This is a genomic window from Roseateles albus, from assembly GCF_028595345.1.
Lineage (GTDB): Bacteria > Pseudomonadota > Gammaproteobacteria > Burkholderiales > Burkholderiaceae_C > Paucibacter_A > Paucibacter_A albus.
In genome coordinates this window covers 365,932-383,345 of the sequence record NZ_JAQQXT010000003.1, presented here as the reverse complement: position 1 = coordinate 383,345, position 17,414 = coordinate 365,932, and the positions used below count along the sequence as shown (strand labels likewise).

Below are 17,414 nucleotides of genomic sequence, written 5' to 3'. Positions count from 1 at the left end.
GCCTTTCTCATTGCCGAGTACTCAGCTCAGAACAAGGTAAAACTGAGCCAGTAAAAAAGCCCGGCTACCAAGGCTGAAGCGGGAATTGTGAATATCCAGGCCCAGATGATGGAGCCGGCCACGCCCCAACGCACGCCTGACGCACGCTGCACCGACCCGACACCGACGATGGCACCGGTGATGGTATGCGTGGTGGAGACCGGAATGCCCAGCGTGGTCGCCAAGAACAAGGTGATGGCGCCACCCGTTTCGGCACAAAAGCCCCCGACCGGCTTGAGCTTGGTGATTTTTTGGCCCATGGTGCGCACAATGCGCCAGCCTCCAAACATCGTGCCCAGGCCGATGGCGATGTAGCAGCTCGAAATCACCCAGGTCGGCGGACGCTCGTCCTGCGCCGACATATAGCCAGAAGCCACCAAAAGCAGCCAAATCAAGCCGATCGTCTTCTGCGCGTCGTTGCCGCCATGCCCCAGGCTGTACAGGCCCGCAGACACCAGCTGCAAGCGCCGAAACCAACCGTCCGCGCGCAGCGGGGAGCTACGCCTGAATAGCCAAGCCACGATCACCATCATGATCGAACCCAGCAAAAACCCCAGCAGCGGCGATACGAAGATGAACAAAATAGTCTTCATCAATCCTGCGGCGATCAATGCCCCCGGCCCGGCTTTAGCGATGACCGCGCCGACAATGCCGCCGATCAAGGCATGCGATGAACTCGAGGGAATGCCGTACCACCAAGTAATGACGTTCCAGGCAATGGCGCCAATCAGGGCGCCGAATATCACATGATGGTCAACGACGCCGGGGTCCACGATGCCCCGGCCAATGGTGCTGGCCACCTTGAGCTGAAAAATCGCAATCGCCAAGACATTGAAAAAAGCCGCAAACAAAACCGCCTGCTGCGGCTTCAGGACCCCGGTCGATACGACCGTGGCGATCGAATTGGCTGCATCATGAAAACCGTTCATGAAGTCGAACAGCAGGGCCAGAATCACCAGCATGGCGACGACCCAAAACGCGAGCTCTACCGACTGCATTGCGCGCCCGGCTCAGGAGTTCTCGAGGACGATGCCCTCGATCAAATTCGCCACATCCTCGCAGCGGTCGGATATCGACTCCAACTGCTCGTAGATCGCCTTCAGCTTGATCAACTCGCGCACATCCTCTTCCTCGCGGAACAGCGCCGACATCGCCGAGCGCATCACCCGATCAGCATCCGACTCCAGCCTGTCGATTTCCTCGCAAGCCTTGATCGCGGCTTCCGCCGTCTTGGGCTCACTCAGCTTGGGCAGCAGGGACACCGCATGCTGAACCCGCTCGCAGCAGCGCAGGCTCAGGTCGCCCAGGCGCAAAACATCCTCGGGAATGCGGCGCACGTCATACAAAGACAAGGTCTCGGTGGAGTCCTGCAGCAGGTCCAACACATCGTCCATGGCATTGATCAGGCCGTGAATCTGCTCGCGGTCGATCGGCGTGATGAAGGTCAGATGCAGGGCTCGGTTGACCTCGGCGGTGATGCGGTCGGCCTGGTGCTCGGCCTTGTCCACTTCGGCGGCGTACTTCTCGCGCAAGTCCACATCGTCATAGTTCTGCAGCATCAACATGAAGGAGCGCGCCCCTTCCGCGATCTGATGACCATGCTCGTTGAAAAGCTCGAAAAAATTTCCCTCGCGGGGCAGCAACTTGCCAAAAAACATGAAATCTCCTGAGGCGCTGGGGCCACCTGATTGCATTAAATTGCGCCAAATCTCGCGCAGCCCCGCAAAAAGGCGAGCAAGTCACAAAACTGACATCAAGATGTCATTTTGCGCAAGGCCGAGAGTGTAAGGGCGCAGCCTTCATCCCGAAGGCCATGCATATCAATTTGTCGCAAAAAGCGCCGTAGTCACGAACCGCAAGGGCGATTAGGGCTGGAGTAGCGGTGCCGCCAAGCGCTCCAGCACCTGATCGGCGACTGCGGGCACAAAGGCCGCCAAGCGCCCCAGGCCCGGCGCCTGCACATCAGCATTCAGTTCAAGCAAGGGCAACAGGACAAAGGCGCGCTGATGCAAACGCGGGTGCGGTAGCGTCAAGCGCTGGCTGGCCATCTGCGTATCGCCATAAAGCAGCAGATCAAGATCCAAGGTGCGCGGCGCGTTGACGAAGGGGCGCAGCCGGCCATGCGTCTGCTCGATCGCCAGCAAGCAGTCGAGCAATGCCTCGGGGGACAAGGTCGTTTCAACGCAGGCCACCGCATTCAAATAGTCGGGGCCACCGGCGTCAATCGGCGCGCTGCGGTAGGCGCTTGAAACCGCCAGCAATCGGACTTGCGCCGCATCGCCCAAGGCCGACAGCGCCAGGCTCAAGGTGCGAGCCAGATCGCCCAGGTTGGCCCCTAGGCCGATATAGGCCAGCCTAGGCTGCAGCGACATCAAATGCGAGCCTAGGCTGCGCTGTCCGCAGGCTTGCTGCCGGGCTTGCGGCGGCGGCGGCGCTTCTTGGCCGGGGCAGCATCCCCTTCTGCCTCTGAAGCCGGCGCCGCTGGGGCGACGGACTCGCCACTGCCCGCCTTGCGCGGCAATTGATGCACCTTGCTGGGCCCGCGACGCTGCTGTTTGTCGGCCTCACGGGCTTCCTCCAACAAGGCTTCGCGTTCGTCGTCGGTGCCCAGGGCAAAGTCTTCCCACCAGTCGGCCAGCGCCGCGTCGATCTCGCCGGCATCGGCGCGCAGGCGCAGGAAGTCAAAACCAGCGCGGTAGCGCGGCTGGTCGATCAAGGTGTAGACGCCGCTGCCGGTGCGCCGCTCAAAGCGCGGCTGCATCATCCAGATTTCACGCATCTCGGTCGCCAACTTGCCGCGGCCGGAAATATCACCGATGCGGGCATCGAAAACCGTATCGATGGCCTGCTGCAGCGCTGGAATCACCGGCTCGCCGGCCTCACGGTTGGCCGCCCAGCGGCCTCGCACCTCAAACCACAACATGCATGCAAGCATGAAGTTAGCCGACACGCCGCGCCCTTCGGCGACGCGTAAATCGGTATCCTCAAAAGCCATGCGCAAGAACTTGCCGCGCACGCCATCGGCGTCCGCCATTTCACCGTTCTCGTCCAGCATCGCGTCCAGCACCGGGAAGACGCCGCGCGCCAAGCCCTGCTTGCGCAACTCCTCCAGGCTGGCCAGCGAATGGCCGGTCTGCAAGAGCTTGATCATCTCGTCAAACAACCGCGAGGCCGGCACATTGGCCAACAACTCCGCCATCGCCCTGACCGGCGCGCGCGTCTTGGCTTCCAGCTCGAAGCCTAGCTTGGCCGCAAAGCGCACGGCGCGCACGATACGCACCGGATCTTCACGGTAACGCGTCTCGGGGTCGCCAATCATGCGCAGCACACGTTTTTTCGCGTCGGCCAGGCCGCCGTGGTAGTCCACCACCAACTGGCGCTGCGGATCGTAATAGAGCGCGTTGACGGTGAAATCGCGCCGCGCAGCGTCTTCGATTTGCGGGCCCCAGACGTTGTCGCGCAGAACCCGTCCGGCTGCATCCACCACATGGGACTTGCCGGCCAGCTCTGCTTTGGACGTCTTCTCGTTACCGGCAACTTGCTCGGCACCTTCATTGACCAGCAGCGCCCGGAAGGTAGAAACCTCGATCACCTCATGCTCACGGCCGCGACCGTAAACCACATGGACGATGCGAAAGCGCCGGCCGATGATGAAAGCACGCCGAAACAGGCCCTTGACCTCTTCGGGCGTGGCGTCGGTGGCCACATCAAAATCTTTGGGCCGCATGCCCAAAAGCAGGTCACGCACCGCGCCGCCAACGATATAGGCCTCAAAGCCCGCCTCGGTCAAGGTCTGCACGACCCGCACCGCGCGCTCGTCCAGCAAGCTGGGGTCGATGCCATGCTCGGCCACCGACACCTCGACCCGCTTGCCCAAAGGACTTTGGCCATGCTTGGCCGCTTTGGCCGGCGCCACGGCCTTGGCGGCCTTGGCCACTTTGGCCAGCGAGGGCTTGCCTAAAAGCTTGTCTATGAATTTTTTGATCATGCGAACAGATTCAGAATGGGCCAAGCGCGGGCAGTTGCAATATCCGCCAGCGCCGGGGTCGGATTGGTGGCCACCGGGTGGCTGACCAAATCCAAAAGAGGCAAATCATTGACCGAGTCACTGTAGAAGGTGATTCGCTCGAAATCCTGCCATTGTCGCCCCAAGCTCAGCAACCAAGACTGCACACGCTCGATCTTGCCAGCCTGAAAGGACGGAACGCCTTCGATGCCCCCGGTGTAGGTGCCATCTGCACCACGCTGCAACTGCACCGCGATCAGATGCTCGACGCCGAAAGCCGCGGCAATCGGGGCGGTCACAAACTCATTTGTGGCCGTCACGATTGCGATCAAATCACCAGCATCGGCATGCCGGCGCACCAAGGCCCGCGCCTGGGGTTGCAACATCGGCGCCATCACCTCGACCATAAAGCGCTCACGGGCCGCCTGCGCTTCTTGCAGCGGCCGGCTGCGCCAGACCGAAGTGGCGAATTCGATGTACTCGGCCAGATCCAGGCGCCCGCATTGGTACTGGGCGTAGAACTCGTCATTGCGCTCTCGCCATTGCTCACCGTTCGCCCAGCCGATGTCCACCATAAAAGCGCCAAAGGCATGGTCCGAATCGCTTGGGATCAGCGTGCCGTCAAGGTCGAAAAGCGTCAAATTCATCCCACAAGTCCTTCGTCTGCCAGCATCTGGCGCAATAGCGGCACTGTCACCGCACGTTTTGCTGCGAGCGCAAATTGATCCAAGCGGTCCAATAAGCGCATCAAATTTTTCAAGTCGCGGGCGAAGCGATTGAGCAAATAGTCAATCACCTCGTCGCCTAACAAAATGCCCCGCCTGTCGGCCTCGATGCGCAAAGCCGCCCTTGTTTCGGCCTCGGACAAAGGCTGCAGGGCAAAGGTTGGGCCCCAACCAAGCCGTGTGCGCAAATCTTCTCGCAGTTCGAGGTCAACCGGCGGCGCGTGCCCGCTGGCCACGACCGCCAAGCCGTGAGTGGCTGCCTCGACAAACAGCGCGAAGGCGGCATGCTGCTGACCGGCGTCAAAGCGGTCGCAATCATCCAGCAGCAGCAAGCTCGGCTGACTGGGCAAGTCCCAAGGCAGGTGCGTGTCGGCGTCGTACCAAGCGACTTGGGCGCCGGCGGCCTGCCAGTCCTCGGCCAAAGCACGCAAGACATGGGTTTTACCGCTCCCGCCGCCGCCCCATAAAAAGACCGGCGGCGCGCCCGGGCCTGCGGACCGCAAGGCCTGCAAATGTGCCAAAGCGGCGCTGTTGGCGCCGGGCAGGAAGTTCTCAAAGGTGAAGGTAGGCGCTGGGCCAATCGCGAGCGGTATTTGCTTCAAAATCCAACAGTCCAAGACATTCACAAGTCCGCCAAAGGAAAACCCCGGGCCTTCAAGGGCCGCCGGCATTCTAGTTGCCGAGGCAAGGCGCGCTTCAATGCAAGGGCGGGGTGCCGTGTTTGCGCATTTGCGCGATGCGTTGGCGCAAGTCCGGCTCATCGGCGGCCTGGGGCGAGCGCTCGACATAGAAGGCCAGGTCTTCGGTGGCCGCCCGCCACTGACCCATGGCTTCCAGGACCAGACCACGATCTCGTCGCTCGGCCGCGTCGCGCGGCAACAGGATCACCAGCCGTTCCTGCACCGCCAGCAGCCTGGGCCAGTCCTGCGAAGCACGGTAGATTTCCTTCAAGTTGCGCAGCATGCGAGCCAAGATATCGCGCGGCGGCGCGGCCTGCATGAACAACTCCACCGGCAGCTCCACCGCCCCATGCAAGCTCGCCCCTTTACGGAATATCTGCAAATACTCGTCCAGACGCTCGCGCGACAAGGACTGCCCGGTAAACGGGTCCAGCACGACCTCGCCGTTACCCATGCTGACCTTGATCAGAAAATGCCCGGGGAACGCCAAGCCTTGCGCACGCAGGCCCACATGCGCCGCCAGTTCCAGAAAGATCACCGCCAGCGTGATGGGGATGCCGCGCCTGGTCGCCATCACATGGTGGACGAAGCTGTTGCCGCTTTCGTAATAGTTGTTGACGTTGCCGGCGAAACCCAGTTCTTGATGGAAATATCGGGTCAACGCCTGCAATTTGTGCCGGGCACTCGCGTCGCCAGGCATGCGCTGACGCAAGCGCTGCGCCAGCGCCTCGACCTCGGACACCACCGCCTCTACATCCAGCGCCGGGAACTCATCCTGAGCAATCGACGCGGCCGCCTCCAGCAAGTTCAAGCCGCCATCCTCGGCCACCAAGCTTGCAAAATACTCCAGCGGTGTGGGCACTTTCAAACGCAAAAATTCGCTCATGGCCCGAGTTTAATGATCATCAGACGCGGCGCACAAACTGCCGCAGATTGACGCCGAGCATCAGCAGCACAGCAAAGAACAGCAGCGCCGAAGCGGCCAAGCTACCCGCCATCCACAGGGCGCGGGTGAATTCCGTCGCCCCCAGCGCTATCCAGTCCAGGCTGCGCGCCAAGTAGAACTGCAAGCCGCCCATCGCCGCACTGGCCAGACCCACCCGCAGGGCAAAACCCAGCCAACCCGGCGCAGGCCGATAACTCCCCTTACGGCGCAAACCCACCAGCAGCCAGGTGGCATTGATCAAGGCACCCAGGCCGATCGACATGGCCAAGCCGGCAACGCCCAGCCAAGGCACAAACACAAGATTCAAGAGTTGCGTCAGTATCAAAACCGTCACGGCGATGCGCACCGGCGTGCGGGTATCTTGCTGGGCATAAAAACCCGGCGCCAGCACCTTGATCGCAACCAAGCCAATCAGGCCGACGCCGTAGCCCATCACGGCGCTGGTGGTGTGCAACACATCACTGGCTTGGAAAGCCCCGCGGTGATAGAGCACCGCCACCATAGGCTGGGCAAATACCAGCAGCGCCACCGAGCAAGGCAGCGCCAACAAGAACACCAGGCGCAAGCCCCAATCCAACAGCGCGGAATAAGCCTGCGGCTCGCCCTTGCCCAGCGCGGCCGACAGTTGCGGGGTCAAAATTGCACTCAAGGCCACACCGAGCAAAGCGGTTGGAAATTCCATCAGGCGGTCGGCATAGGTCAGCCAAGACGCTGCGCCCGCACCTACCAGCAAGGCGATTTGCAAATTGATCACCAGCGACAGCTGCGCCACACCCACGCCCACCAGCGCGGGCGCCATCTGCCCCAAGACACGCTGCACGCCGGCGTGTCGCCAGGACTGGCGCAAGGCCCCAAGACCCAAGCCCATGCGCGGCAAGGCGCCGATGCGCAGCAAGGCCGGCACCTGAATCAAGAGCTGCAGGATGCCGCCCAACATCACGCCAATGGCCAAGGCATAGATCGGTTGCCAACCCCAGGCCTGCAGCCGAGGCACCAGCAAAAAACCAGCCGCAATGACTGACAAATTCAGCAAGACCGGCGTCGCTGCCGGCACCAAGAACCGCTTCCAGGTGTTCAGGATGCCGGCCGACAGCGCCACCAGGGACATGCAACCGATATAGGGGAACATCCAGCGCGTCATCACCACGGCCACATCATGGGCTGACGCGGGCAGACCCGAACCCAAGGCCCAGACCAAGATCGGCGCACCAATCACACCAAGCACGCAAGTCAGCAACAAGGCCCACAACAAAACGGTGGCTACCGCATTGATCAGCGCATGGGTGGCCTCATCTCCTTCGCGTGCCCGGGTGCCCGCCAACACCGGCACAAAGGCTTGCGAAAACGCCCCTTCGGCAAACAAGCGACGCAAGAGATTGGGGATACGGAAAGCGACTTGAAACGCGTCGGTCAAGCTGCTGGCGCCAAACAGCGCCGCCACCATTTGCTCACGCACAAGACCGGTGATCCGCGATACCAGGGTCAGAATTGAAATAAAGGAAGCAGCGCGCAGCAGATTCATTGATAAGGTGGAAACCGTTTGAGCCCAGGGCCGGATCGGCCACAAGCGGTGTAAGCGGCGCATTATCATCCGCAGAACGCGCTGTTTTCAGCAGCAATTGCCATCAAAGCTTTGTCAAACTGTCATTTCAGTGCTACACTCGCGGTCTTTGCACCAACTGGGTAGAATCACAGCATGGCAACCTCTTCCAAAGCTAAGAAGAAAACAGTCCGTTTGGCGTCGGGCCTCAAGCGCGTTCGCCAGGACACTAAGCTCAACGCCGCCAACACGGCGCTGCGTTCCAAATTCCGTACGGTCATCAAGAACGTACAAAAAGCTGTCCTGACCGGCGACAAGGTCAAGTCAGCAGAGCTGTTCAAGATCGCTGAAACTGTCATCGACTCCGTCGCTGACAAGGGCATCTTTCACAAGAACAAGGCAGCTCGTCACAAGAGCCGTCTGTCGGCAAAAATCAAGGCCTTGGCCGCCTAAAAACCGGTTCTGGTGCAAAGATTGAAGGCCCGCTGAAAAGCGGGCCTTTTCTATTTTGCTTCTCTATTTTGTGACGCGCTGCCCTATTTGCTTGTTTGCAGATAGGTTGGAACGAACTCAAATGCTCGCTCGGACGAAAGTCTTGGCGGGCATTTTTCGTGGTGAACCCACCTCAGGCCGATCAAGGCGATTGCCTCGCGCCCAACCAATCACCGACCGCTTGCGCCACCCATTGCGGGTCATCCAGGGGCAAATCATGGCCGGCATGAGCGTGCATACGCAGCGGTGCACCCCAGGCCTGACTGATGGCCTGCGAGCAACGCCAATCGACCAAGCCATCCGCAGTGCTGCAAAGCAAGAGCATGGGCACGGCCGGCCTCGTAGTGCTGGCCCGGTAGCGGCTCGCAGCCCAGAGCTGGCGCAGGCTATTGCGCAGACCTACCGGATGCCGGCGCTGCAAATCAAGCCATTGAGCCAAAACTTGATCGGGCTTGCTTTGTAAATTGGACGTCATGGCCAAGACCTTGGCCTCGCGCCGACGAGGGCCGATGCCGGGTAGGCTCAAAAGCAAGAATGCCAAATAGTTGCGGGGTCGCAGCCGATGGTAAAAAGGACTGAAGGGCTGCAAGCTCGTGTTGATCAAAACGCTCGCCTTAAGCTCTTGTGGATAGCGCGCTGCCCAATCACAGGCCACCATCGCGCCCAAAGACATGGCCAGCACATGCACCGGCCCGGTGACGCCCTGCTGCCGCAGTTGCTTTCGGCAGCTTTCAACCATGGCAGCCACCTTCGTCGGACTGGCTTCACGGTGCAAAACGCCGTTTCCCGGCAGATCCAGCATCAGCAGACGCGCACCAGGCTGTTGAAGCTGGAGTTCTTGATCAAAAGCGGCCGGAAATCCACCCCAATGCCCCACCTCGCGCGCCAACCCTCGCAACAAAACCCAGACCGGCCCATCCATCGACCCGACCTCACTCACGCAGGGGCTCCATGAAGACCCTGTGCAGCCTGACCCCGGTACCAACGATTCAAAGCCATCTCCTCATGCCACGCGCGCCGTTCCGGCAGCGGCAGCCAACGCTGCATGCCGGCGGCTGCGCGCAACACAAAATCCAGCCAAGCCAGATGCCGACGCAGGACTCGCTGCTGGCGATGTTCGACCAATGGATTGAACATACCGCTGCGCGTAAACAACTGGCGTGGATTTTTCTTCACCCACAACCAAGAGCCCATCTCCAGCGTCAAGGGCAGCAGCATGCAGTTTGGCCGCCCACAAGCTTGCATATAAAGATGGTCCCAAATATCGCCATGAGTCAGATATTGCCGGCTCTGCGGTTCAAACACATAGCGGTGCTGCACATGTGTTTGATCCAGAATTTCACACAAGGCATGCATTTCAGCGAGATGGGGAATCGGCTTGGCGGTGTGCGCAAAAGGAAACCAGATACGGTCCGCCAAGCCAAAGCCTGAATGGCAATCCACCGCGATTGACTGGCTATGCGTGAGCATTTCTCGCTCCACAAAATCACACAGCGACTGGCTTTCAATTTCCATAGCTGCGCCCAATTCACCCCTGAACCATGGCAGCTTGGCACTGATGCGCTGACCACCTACCAGCCACGGCACGGGTCCGGCCGCCTGCACAGGCGCGTTACGCATCAAATCAACGCCATTGGGGTTCGCTCGCGTGGCCCGCTGCAAGCCGCCCGGGTTGACCAAGGGCATGAACACAATGCGAACCGACTCCAGGCTGCGGTGCAAACTGCTGTCCCAGCGCAGCCTTGACACCAGGCTGGCCAAAAAAGCCATCACGACCTCGGCCCCAATGCGCTCTAGCCCATGAACCCCGCCAAAAAAACCCACCGCCGGTACTGCGGGGTCGGGGTTGCCCAGCGTGACCGCCAATAGAGGCAAGGCCCCACCCTCGCCGCTGCCCTCGCCCGCCTTCACTGTCCCCAGTTGATGACGCTCAAGATAAGGCCGCCCGGCGTCGATCAGGGCTTCCAAGGCCAGCAGTTCTGGCAAAGCGATTGTTTTTTGCGCGGGCATGGGGCGTAGACAAGCGTCGCATGAAAGTGCATCCGGCGCGAGCATAGCCGTTCTGTCGATTTGCAAAACCACAGCCACAAGAGTGCAGACACAGTCTTGTCATCAAACCCGTCTAGCCTTGCGCTTCGTCACTCAAACGAAGGCAAGCCGATGCAAAAGCGCCAACCAATCAAAGCTCTGCGCACGCATATGCGAGCCAAGGCTGCGCTCGGCCGCAGCTTGCTTTTGGGTCTAGTGGAATTTGTGGCCCTGTTGCGCGCGCGTACGCGCTGAAGCGCCCGAACGACTCAGCCGGCCGGCTTGGGGTCGGGTTTGGCTTTGACACTGGGCTCGGGCAGCAAACAGGCTTCGGCGACCTGCAACTCGTTGTCGCGGGCAAAGTTCATCACAAAGTCCCAGGCCATGGGCTCGAGCTTTTTCAGCTCTTCATTGACGATCACGCACTTGATGCCGTTGATGACGCGAGGCACGCACAGCGGTGAATAGCCGATATAGGCCCCTATGCCGCCGCGCGCGCCGCCAGGCCGAAAGCAAGACATGGCCCCCGCCAATCGTTCAGCCCAATCGCTAGGCCTGAAGGTATGCCCCGCCAAGGTGACACCTTGAATAAAAACTTCGCGCGGTTTGGGGGCTTGACTCATGAATTGGCGGTTTGAATTCCAGGCCCGTTTATCGCCCAAAAAGGCGGGGTCAAGGGTTTACGACAGACGCTATTGTGCCTTGGATGGCCGCCGGCGCTGGCGAGCAAGGCTTCAAAGTCAGGACAATCGCACAGCAGTCCCTCCATCGAGAGGGTCAGTGCGGGTCGCCCCTTAGAATCAAGACGCAGCCGGGCCCTGCCAACAGGCAAGACCCGACCCCACCACCCCCTTTTTATTTCCATGGAGAGCCGATGAACGCGCCCCAAGTCCGCCCCGATGCACCATCAGAGCCACACGTGATGCAAACCTATGGCCGACTGCCGATTGCCTTGTCGCATGGTCAGGGCTGCTGGGTCTGGGACACCAAGGGCAAGCGCTATCTCGACGGCCTCGGCGGCATCGCCGTCAACACCCTTGGCCACGCCCACCCCCGCTTGGTGCCGGCCCTGCAAGAACAGATTGCGCGGCTGATCCACACCAGCAATTACTACCATGTGCCGCTGCAAGAAAAGCTAGCGGGCATGCTCTGCGAACTGTCCGGCCTGAGCAGCGTCTTCTTCTGCAATAGCGGCCTGGAGGCCAATGAGGCGGCGCTGAAGATCGCCCGGAAATTTGGCCATGACCGTGGCAACCACATGCCCGAGGTGATGGTGTTTGAGGGTGCGTTCCACGGCCGCTCGATCGCCACGCTGTCGGCGACCGCCAACCCAAAGATTCACGCCGGATTCGGCCCCTTGGTGGGCGGCTTTGTGCGCGTGCCATTGAATGACATCGCCGCTGTACGCAAGGCTTTGGCCGAGCATCCGAACATCACTGCCGTCTTCCTGGAAACCATCCAAGGCGAAGGTGGTGTCCACCCGGCCACCATCAATTTCTTGCAAGAACTGCGCCGCGTTTGCGATGAGCATGACATTCTCTTGATGCTGGACGAAGTGCAATGCGGCATCGGCCGCACCGGCAAATGGTTTGCCCACCAATGGGCCGGCATTCAACCCGATGTGATGCCCTTGGCCAAGGGCCTGGGCTCGGGTGTGCCGGTCGGCGCGGTGGTCTGCGGCCCGCGCGCCGCCAAGGTGATGCAGCCCGGCAACCATGGCACCACCTTTGGAGGTAACCCCTTAGCCATGCGGGCTGGCGTTGAGACGCTCACCATCATGCAAGAAGACGATCTGCTGGCCAACGCGGCACGGGTCGGCGCCGAGCTGAAGGCCGCGCTGCAAGCCGGTCTGGCCGATGTGGACGGCGTCGTCGAGGTACGGGGACAGGGCTTGATGCTGGGCATCGAGCTGGACCGCCCTTGCGGCGCCCTGCTCTTGCAGGCGGCCGAGGCCGGTTTGATGATCAGCGTCACGGCAGACCGGGTCGTGCGTTTGGTGCCGGCCTTGATTCTGAGCAGCGAAGAAGCCGCGCAAATTGCCGCCATCCTGTGCCCCTTGATCAAAGCCTTTGTGGCGACGAAAGCCACGCAGCCATGAAACCAGGCACCGCTTTGATTCGCCATTACCTGCAGTTCAAGGACTTCCGCGCCGAGGAATATGCGCACCTGTTCGAGCGCGCAGCCATCATCAAGCGGCGCTTCAAGAACTACGAGCGCTACCAACCGCTGGCCGACCGCTCGCTTGCGATGATCTTCGAGAAAGCCAGCACGCGCACGCGGGTCAGCTTCGAAGCCGGCATGTACCAGATGGGCGGCTCGGTCGTGCATCTGACCACCGGCGACAGCCAGTTGGGCCGGGCCGAGCCGATCGAAGACAGCGCGCGCGTGATCAGCCGCATGGTCGACTTGGTGATGATTCGCACCTTCGAGCACACCAAGATCGAGCGCTTTGCGGCGCACTCGCGCGTGCCGGTCATCAACGGCTTGACCAACGAATACCACCCCTGCCAGATCCTGGCCGACCTGTTCACCTTCATCGAAGCGCGCGGCATGAATCAGCGCGGCATCGTCGATGTCGATTGCCTCAAAGGTCGTGTGGTGGCCTGGGTCGGTGACGGCAACAATATGGCCAACACCTGGTTGCAGGCGGCCGAGATCCTGGGCTTCACCGTGCATGTCAGCACGCCGAGTGGTTATGAGGTCGACGCGGCGGTTGCCGGCATCCAGAACAGCGACTGCTACAAGGTGTTCAAGAACCCCTTGGACGCTTGCCGCGACGCCGACTTGGTCACCACCGATGTGTGGACCAGCATGGGTTATGAAGCCGAGAACGAAAAGCGCCGCGAGGCCTTTGCCGACTGGTGTGTCGACGCCGAGATGATGGGCGTCGCCAAGCCGGACGCCTTGTTCATGCATTGTCTGCCGGCGCACCGGGGCGAAGAAGTGACCGCCGACGTGATCGACGGCCCCCAATCCGTCGTCTGGGATGAGGCAGAGAACAGAATGCACGTGCAGAAGGCACTCATGGAGTACCTTCTGCTCGGGCGGATTGGCTGACAAGCCAAGCCGCGCCCCGACCATGGGGCGTATTCTGTTCGGGCTGGGCTAACTTTGCAGCGCAAAGTTAGGCGCCGTGAGGCGCGGCCAAGACCAGAATCGCATGCATGTGCAGAAGGCACTCATGGAGTACCTTCTGCTGGGGCGCATAGGCTGAACAGCCGAGGTGACCCAGGCCCGCCAGGGCCGCATGCGATTTGGGGCGCATTGACTTTGCTGTCAAGCAAAGTGAGCCCAGCTCAGTGCCTGCCGTAACCGCGGCCCTCTCCCCGGTCATGTCCACGGTCCCTGTCGTCATCGCGACCCCTGCCATGCTCATGCCCATGCTCGCGCCACTGGTCTTGCCGTTCATAGTTCTGGCGATACCAGTCGTCGCGAACAAAATAGACGTTCTGGCCGCAAGCGCCGTATTGGCGGCAATGCTTGCGCCAATTTCTCTCATGCCCCGGCGGCACGCGCATATAGACCGGCTCCGAGCGCTGGTAAACGCGCTCGATGACGACCGGCTGGCGATAGATCAATCGCGGCTGCTGCGCATTGCCAATGTCGATATGGCCATAAAAGCCTGGCTGACCGATGCTGACGGATACGCCGAGGTCGCCGGCTTGCGCCGGAGCTAGGGTCAACAAGCCCAAACCGCTCAAAAACATCCAGGCTAGTCGCTTCATATCGCACTCCAAGTAGCAAAACGCTGAATCGACAACGTCCGCACAGGGCCTGGCGTGCACAGGCCTTACCTTTGGATACAAAGCAGGCAGGCACAAAAAAGACCTTGATTGCATTGAACAATCAAGGTCTGCTGTGTTTGCACCTTCAGCTTTTTGTGCAGCCGGGTGCTTGCTCCGGCTGCTTTGCTGGCAAATTTACGCTGTCACAGCGGCCGCAACCTTGCGCACGCGGCGCTTGGCCACCGTCACGGCTTTGTCGGCCTCTTGTTTGACCGCCGCAACCTTTTTCGGCGCTGCAGCAACTTGAACCTCGACCTGGCTGGCCAAACTGCGCTTGACGCGAACCGCTGTTTTACGAGTGGTCTTCTTGACTGTGACCGAGCCGCCGGCCAAGCGCGACAAGCGACCTGCGCCCTCGACCAAGCCGGCCGACACCGCCAGTGCCGCGCGCGCGCCCGGCATGCTCAGGCTGGCCGCGGTGTTGAGGCTGCGTGCCAACAAAGGGTTCTTGACCTTGGCGCTGAAGCCGGCCATGCGCGACACGCCGACACGGGCTTTGGCGCTGCCGGCCTTGATCGCGCGCTCGCCACCGCTGCTCAACTTGCCAACGCTGCCTTCGATGATCTCGCTCAGGCTGTTGCGCAACTGCTTCAGCGCACCGGTCAAATTGGGTGCCAGCTTGACGCTGCGGCTGTAGACCTGAGTCTGCAAGCCATGATTGACACCGTCGAGCAAGCGGCTGCTGCCTGCACGGTAGGCCTTGACGGTCAGGCTGGCGGCGCGAGCGTAGTTGTCGATGGCGGCCAGGGCGGTGGTGCTCAGGGTTTGCTTGTTGTTCATGCTGTGCGCTTTCTCAAAGGGTTCAATGGGCTCGCCATCTAGCTTTGCTTGAATCTTCTGTTTCAGCTTGCCCTGGCGATGAACGCAGTTTCCCGGCAAAGCCCTAGAGAGCGATACCCAAATCTGGCCAAAACGCACGATATTCCTAGAGCCAGCTCCCAAATTGCTCGAGGGCGCCGCACAGGGTAAGACCACCCGAATCCGCCCCAGCCTCTAGAATGCGCGCCCGCCCTGATCACGATTCAAACCGCCCCATGAACATCACCGTCCTCGAAGAACTGCGCATCTATATCGACCCTTTGACGCCCGAAGAACACCAGGCGCTGGAGCGCAGCATCTTGAGCGAAGGTTGCCGAGACGCCCTGGTGCTGTGGGGCGACATCTTGGTGGACGGCCACAACCGTTACGGCATTTGTCAGCAGCATGGCCTGCCCTTCAATACCGTGCAGAACACCCGCTTCAAGTCCATGGAAGACGTGCACCTGTGGATGATCGACCAGCATCTGGGCCGGCGCAGCCTGTCTGACTTTCAGCGCGGCGTGTTGGCACTGCGCAAGAAAGAGATCACAGCGGAGCGTGCACAGGCTGCCGTCACCGCGCTGGCCGAGGCTGGTGCGGGCATTGGCAGCGAGTTTGCGGCCGAAATCAGCGCCGACGCACAAGCCGCAGCCAGCGCCGATCAGCCGCTGACCAGCCGCGAAGGTGTAGCCAAGGCCGCCCGCATCAGCAGCAATACCGTGGTGCAAATCGAAAAGATTCAAAAGAGCGCCGCGCCCGAGTTGGTGCAGGCGGTCAAGGCCGGCACGATCTCGATCAACGCCGCCGCAGCCGTCTCGAGCCTGGGGCATGACGAGCAGGTCGCGGCCGTGGCCGGAGGCAAAAAGGAGTTGCAGCAGGCCGCCAAGCGCGTGCGCGAGAGCAAAACCGGGAGTCGCGCTTCCAAAGCGCAGGCGCCTGCCGAGGGCGGCGCAGAAAGTGCTGACCAAGAAGGCGACGCTGATCAGCGCAACCGCGAGGCACAGCTGCAACTGCTGCAAAGCACGGTGCTGGAATTGACGGCCGAAAACAAGGCGCTCAAAGATCAGGTGCGCAGCCTGCAAGATCAGCTGGCACAAGCGCAGCAAAGCTAACGTCAAAGTTAAAGTTATGCCGACCCGCTACAGTCAGGTCCTGCGCAGGCGTGAAATGCGCTCAGAATAGGCGTCACCTAGACAGGACCCCAACCCGCAATGGACAGCAGCAGCGAACTCCAAGCCGAAAATCAAGCCCTGCGCCAGCAGTTGGAATCCTTGTTGCGCGAGGCGCGCAGCAATGAAGACAAGATGCGGCGGTTTGAACAGTTAGAGCACCGGCTGATCGGTGCGCGCTCGATGGCCGACCTGCTGCGCCTGCTCTTGAACGAGTACCGCCAGAGCTTTGGCATCGACTGCGTGACCTTGGCCCTGCTCGACCGGGATCAAGAAACCAGTGGCTTGCTGGACGCCGAGCGCCCGCGCGATGACCAGGCCGAGCGGGCGCAGCTCGACGGCCTGACCCTGCTGCACAGCCTGAAGCCGATCGAATCCTTGTTCCAGGACCTGACCCACCCAAGCCTTGGGCCCTTCAATGAAGGTCTGCACCGGCCCTTGTTCGGCACGCCCTCACCCGCCCTGGCCTCGGTGGCGCTGCTGCCCTTGAGCCGGCATGGCGAGCTGATCGGCAGCCTGCATTTCGGCAGCACCGACCCCAGCCGCTACGAACGCGCGGCCGGCACGCAGCTGCTGCAGCGCTTGGCCGCGATCGTATCGGTCTGTCTGGACAACGCTCTCAACCATGAGCGCCTGAAACGGGCCGGGCTCAGCGATATGTTGACCGGCGTGCACAACCGCCGCTATTTCGAGCACCGCAGCCAGATCGAGGTCAGCCAGGCGCGCCGCTACCAGCATGACCTCGCCTGTTTGTTTCTAGACCTTGATCATTTCAAAACCGTCAACGACAGCTTTGGCCATGCGGCCGGCGACGCGGTACTGCAAAAGATCGCCCACATCATCCAAGCGCAGCTGCGCGCCGGCGACACCGTGGCCCGCTTTGGCGGCGAAGAGTTTGTGGTCTTGCTGCCGCAAGCGCCCGCCCAACATGCGCGCGACATCGCCGAACGCATACGCTTGAGTATTTCGGCAGAGCCACTGACCCTGCCCGGCGGTGAAGTCGTGCCCATCAGCGTCTCGATTGGCTTAGCCATGCTGGGTCTCAGCCACCTCAGCGGCGACTCGCCGTCTTTGGCGCAAGGTTTGGTCAATGATGCCGACCGGGCGCTTTACCGCGCCAAGGCCACCGGACGCAACCGAGTGACGTGCAGCGCCGCGAGCGACAAACTTGGCGAAACACTCGGCCCGCAAAAAAATGCCCACTGA

The 17,414-nt window shown here is 61.2% G+C and carries 18 protein-coding genes; 5 read left to right on the top strand and 13 right to left on the bottom strand.

Features of this window, described 5'->3' with window-relative positions; genetic code table 11:
* Positions 1–26 precede the first annotated feature (26 nt).
* From PRZ03_RS07020 to murJ, 8 genes are all read right to left on the bottom strand, one after another.
* Positions 27–1,037: an inorganic phosphate transporter gene (locus PRZ03_RS07020; RefSeq protein WP_263533065.1), complete on the bottom strand. Its 1,011-nt coding sequence runs from the start codon at positions 1,035–1,037 to the stop codon at positions 27–29.
* A gap of 12 nt (positions 1,038–1,049) precedes the next feature.
* Positions 1,050–1,697 carry a DUF47 domain-containing protein gene (locus PRZ03_RS07015; RefSeq protein ID WP_273599625.1) on the bottom strand — a complete coding sequence of 216 codons (648 nt, stop codon included), beginning with the start codon at positions 1,695–1,697 and terminating at the stop codon, positions 1,050–1,052.
* Positions 1,698–1,904: 207 nt separating this feature from the next.
* Positions 1,905–2,411 carry a 2-amino-4-hydroxy-6-hydroxymethyldihydropteridine diphosphokinase gene (folK, locus tag PRZ03_RS07010; protein WP_273599624.1) on the bottom strand — a complete coding sequence of 169 codons (507 nt, stop codon included), beginning with the start codon at positions 2,409–2,411 and terminating at the stop codon, positions 1,905–1,907.
* An 11-nt stretch (positions 2,412–2,422) separates the two neighbouring features.
* Positions 2,423–4,027 carry a polynucleotide adenylyltransferase PcnB gene (gene pcnB, locus PRZ03_RS07005; RefSeq protein WP_273599623.1) on the bottom strand — a complete coding sequence of 535 codons (1,605 nt, stop codon included), beginning with the start codon at positions 4,025–4,027 and terminating at the stop codon, positions 2,423–2,425.
* Entirely contained in the window at positions 4,024–4,692 is a 669-nt protein-coding gene (locus tag PRZ03_RS07000) for a histidinol-phosphatase (RefSeq protein WP_273599622.1), read from the bottom strand. Before PRZ03_RS07000 ends, pcnB begins: the two co-directional genes overlap by 4 nt.
* Positions 4,689–5,372: a DnaA regulatory inactivator Hda gene (gene hda / locus PRZ03_RS06995; RefSeq protein ID WP_273599621.1), complete on the bottom strand. Its 684-nt coding sequence runs from the start codon at positions 5,370–5,372 to the stop codon at positions 4,689–4,691. The genes PRZ03_RS07000 and hda overlap by 4 nt, the downstream gene beginning before the upstream one ends.
* Before the next feature lie 94 nt (positions 5,373–5,466).
* Complete coding sequence (locus PRZ03_RS06990; protein ID WP_273599620.1) at positions 5,467–6,336, bottom strand: SirB1 family protein; 870 nt, start codon at positions 6,334–6,336, stop codon at positions 5,467–5,469.
* Between the two features lie 19 nt (positions 6,337–6,355).
* Entirely contained in the window at positions 6,356–7,918 is a 1,563-nt protein-coding gene (murJ, locus tag PRZ03_RS06985; RefSeq protein ID WP_273599619.1) for a murein biosynthesis integral membrane protein MurJ, read from the bottom strand.
* Between the two features lie 174 nt (positions 7,919–8,092).
* Between murJ and rpsT the strand changes: the two genes are divergently transcribed.
* A complete protein-coding gene (rpsT, locus tag PRZ03_RS06980; protein WP_263533073.1) occupies positions 8,093–8,389 on the top strand; it encodes a 30S ribosomal protein S20 in 297 nt (98 codons plus the stop codon).
* A 181-nt stretch (positions 8,390–8,570) separates the two neighbouring features.
* On the opposite strand, the gene PRZ03_RS06975 is transcribed toward rpsT, so the two are convergent.
* The 3 genes from PRZ03_RS06975 to PRZ03_RS06965 all read right to left on the bottom strand — a co-directional run bounded on the left by PRZ03_RS06975 (position 8,571) and on the right by PRZ03_RS06965 (position 11,079).
* Positions 8,571–9,368, bottom strand: coding sequence for an alpha/beta fold hydrolase (locus PRZ03_RS06975; protein ID WP_273599618.1), 798 nt, complete (start codon positions 9,366–9,368; stop codon positions 8,571–8,573).
* Positions 9,365–10,438 (bottom strand): M14 family zinc carboxypeptidase, encoded by a 1,074-nt coding sequence (locus PRZ03_RS06970; RefSeq protein WP_273599617.1) that lies wholly within the window; start codon positions 10,436–10,438, stop codon positions 9,365–9,367. The genes PRZ03_RS06975 and PRZ03_RS06970 overlap by 4 nt, the downstream gene beginning before the upstream one ends.
* Before the next feature lie 287 nt (positions 10,439–10,725).
* A complete protein-coding gene (locus PRZ03_RS06965) occupies positions 10,726–11,079 on the bottom strand; it encodes a DUF3579 domain-containing protein (RefSeq protein ID WP_263533076.1) in 354 nt (117 codons plus the stop codon).
* 251 nt (positions 11,080–11,330) lie between these two features.
* Between PRZ03_RS06965 and PRZ03_RS06960 the strand changes: the two genes are divergently transcribed.
* Together PRZ03_RS06960 and argF are read left to right on the top strand one after the other, a co-directional pair.
* Positions 11,331–12,554, top strand: coding sequence for an aspartate aminotransferase family protein (locus PRZ03_RS06960; RefSeq protein ID WP_273599616.1), 1,224 nt, complete (start codon positions 11,331–11,333; stop codon positions 12,552–12,554).
* Positions 12,551–13,513: an ornithine carbamoyltransferase gene (gene argF, locus PRZ03_RS06955; RefSeq protein WP_273599615.1), complete on the top strand. Its 963-nt coding sequence runs from the start codon at positions 12,551–12,553 to the stop codon at positions 13,511–13,513. The genes PRZ03_RS06960 and argF overlap by 4 nt, the downstream gene beginning before the upstream one ends.
* Positions 13,514–13,752: 239 nt before the next feature.
* Here the strand turns inward: argF and PRZ03_RS06950 are convergent, their stop codons facing one another.
* Entirely contained in the window at positions 13,753–14,181 is a 429-nt protein-coding gene (locus PRZ03_RS06950) for a hypothetical protein (protein ID WP_273599614.1), read from the bottom strand.
* A 195-nt stretch (positions 14,182–14,376) separates the two neighbouring features.
* Positions 14,377–15,021 (bottom strand): hypothetical protein, encoded by a 645-nt coding sequence (locus PRZ03_RS06945; protein ID WP_263533080.1) that lies wholly within the window; start codon positions 15,019–15,021, stop codon positions 14,377–14,379.
* Between the two features lie 254 nt (positions 15,022–15,275).
* Between PRZ03_RS06945 and PRZ03_RS06940 the strand changes: the two genes are divergently transcribed.
* Together PRZ03_RS06940 and PRZ03_RS06935 are read left to right on the top strand one after the other, a co-directional pair.
* Positions 15,276–16,151 (top strand): ParB N-terminal domain-containing protein, encoded by an 876-nt coding sequence (locus PRZ03_RS06940; protein ID WP_273599613.1) that lies wholly within the window; start codon positions 15,276–15,278, stop codon positions 16,149–16,151.
* A 99-nt stretch (positions 16,152–16,250) separates the two neighbouring features.
* Positions 16,251–17,414 carry a GGDEF domain-containing protein gene (locus PRZ03_RS06935; protein ID WP_273599612.1) on the top strand — a complete coding sequence of 388 codons (1,164 nt, stop codon included), beginning with the start codon at positions 16,251–16,253 and terminating at the stop codon, positions 17,412–17,414.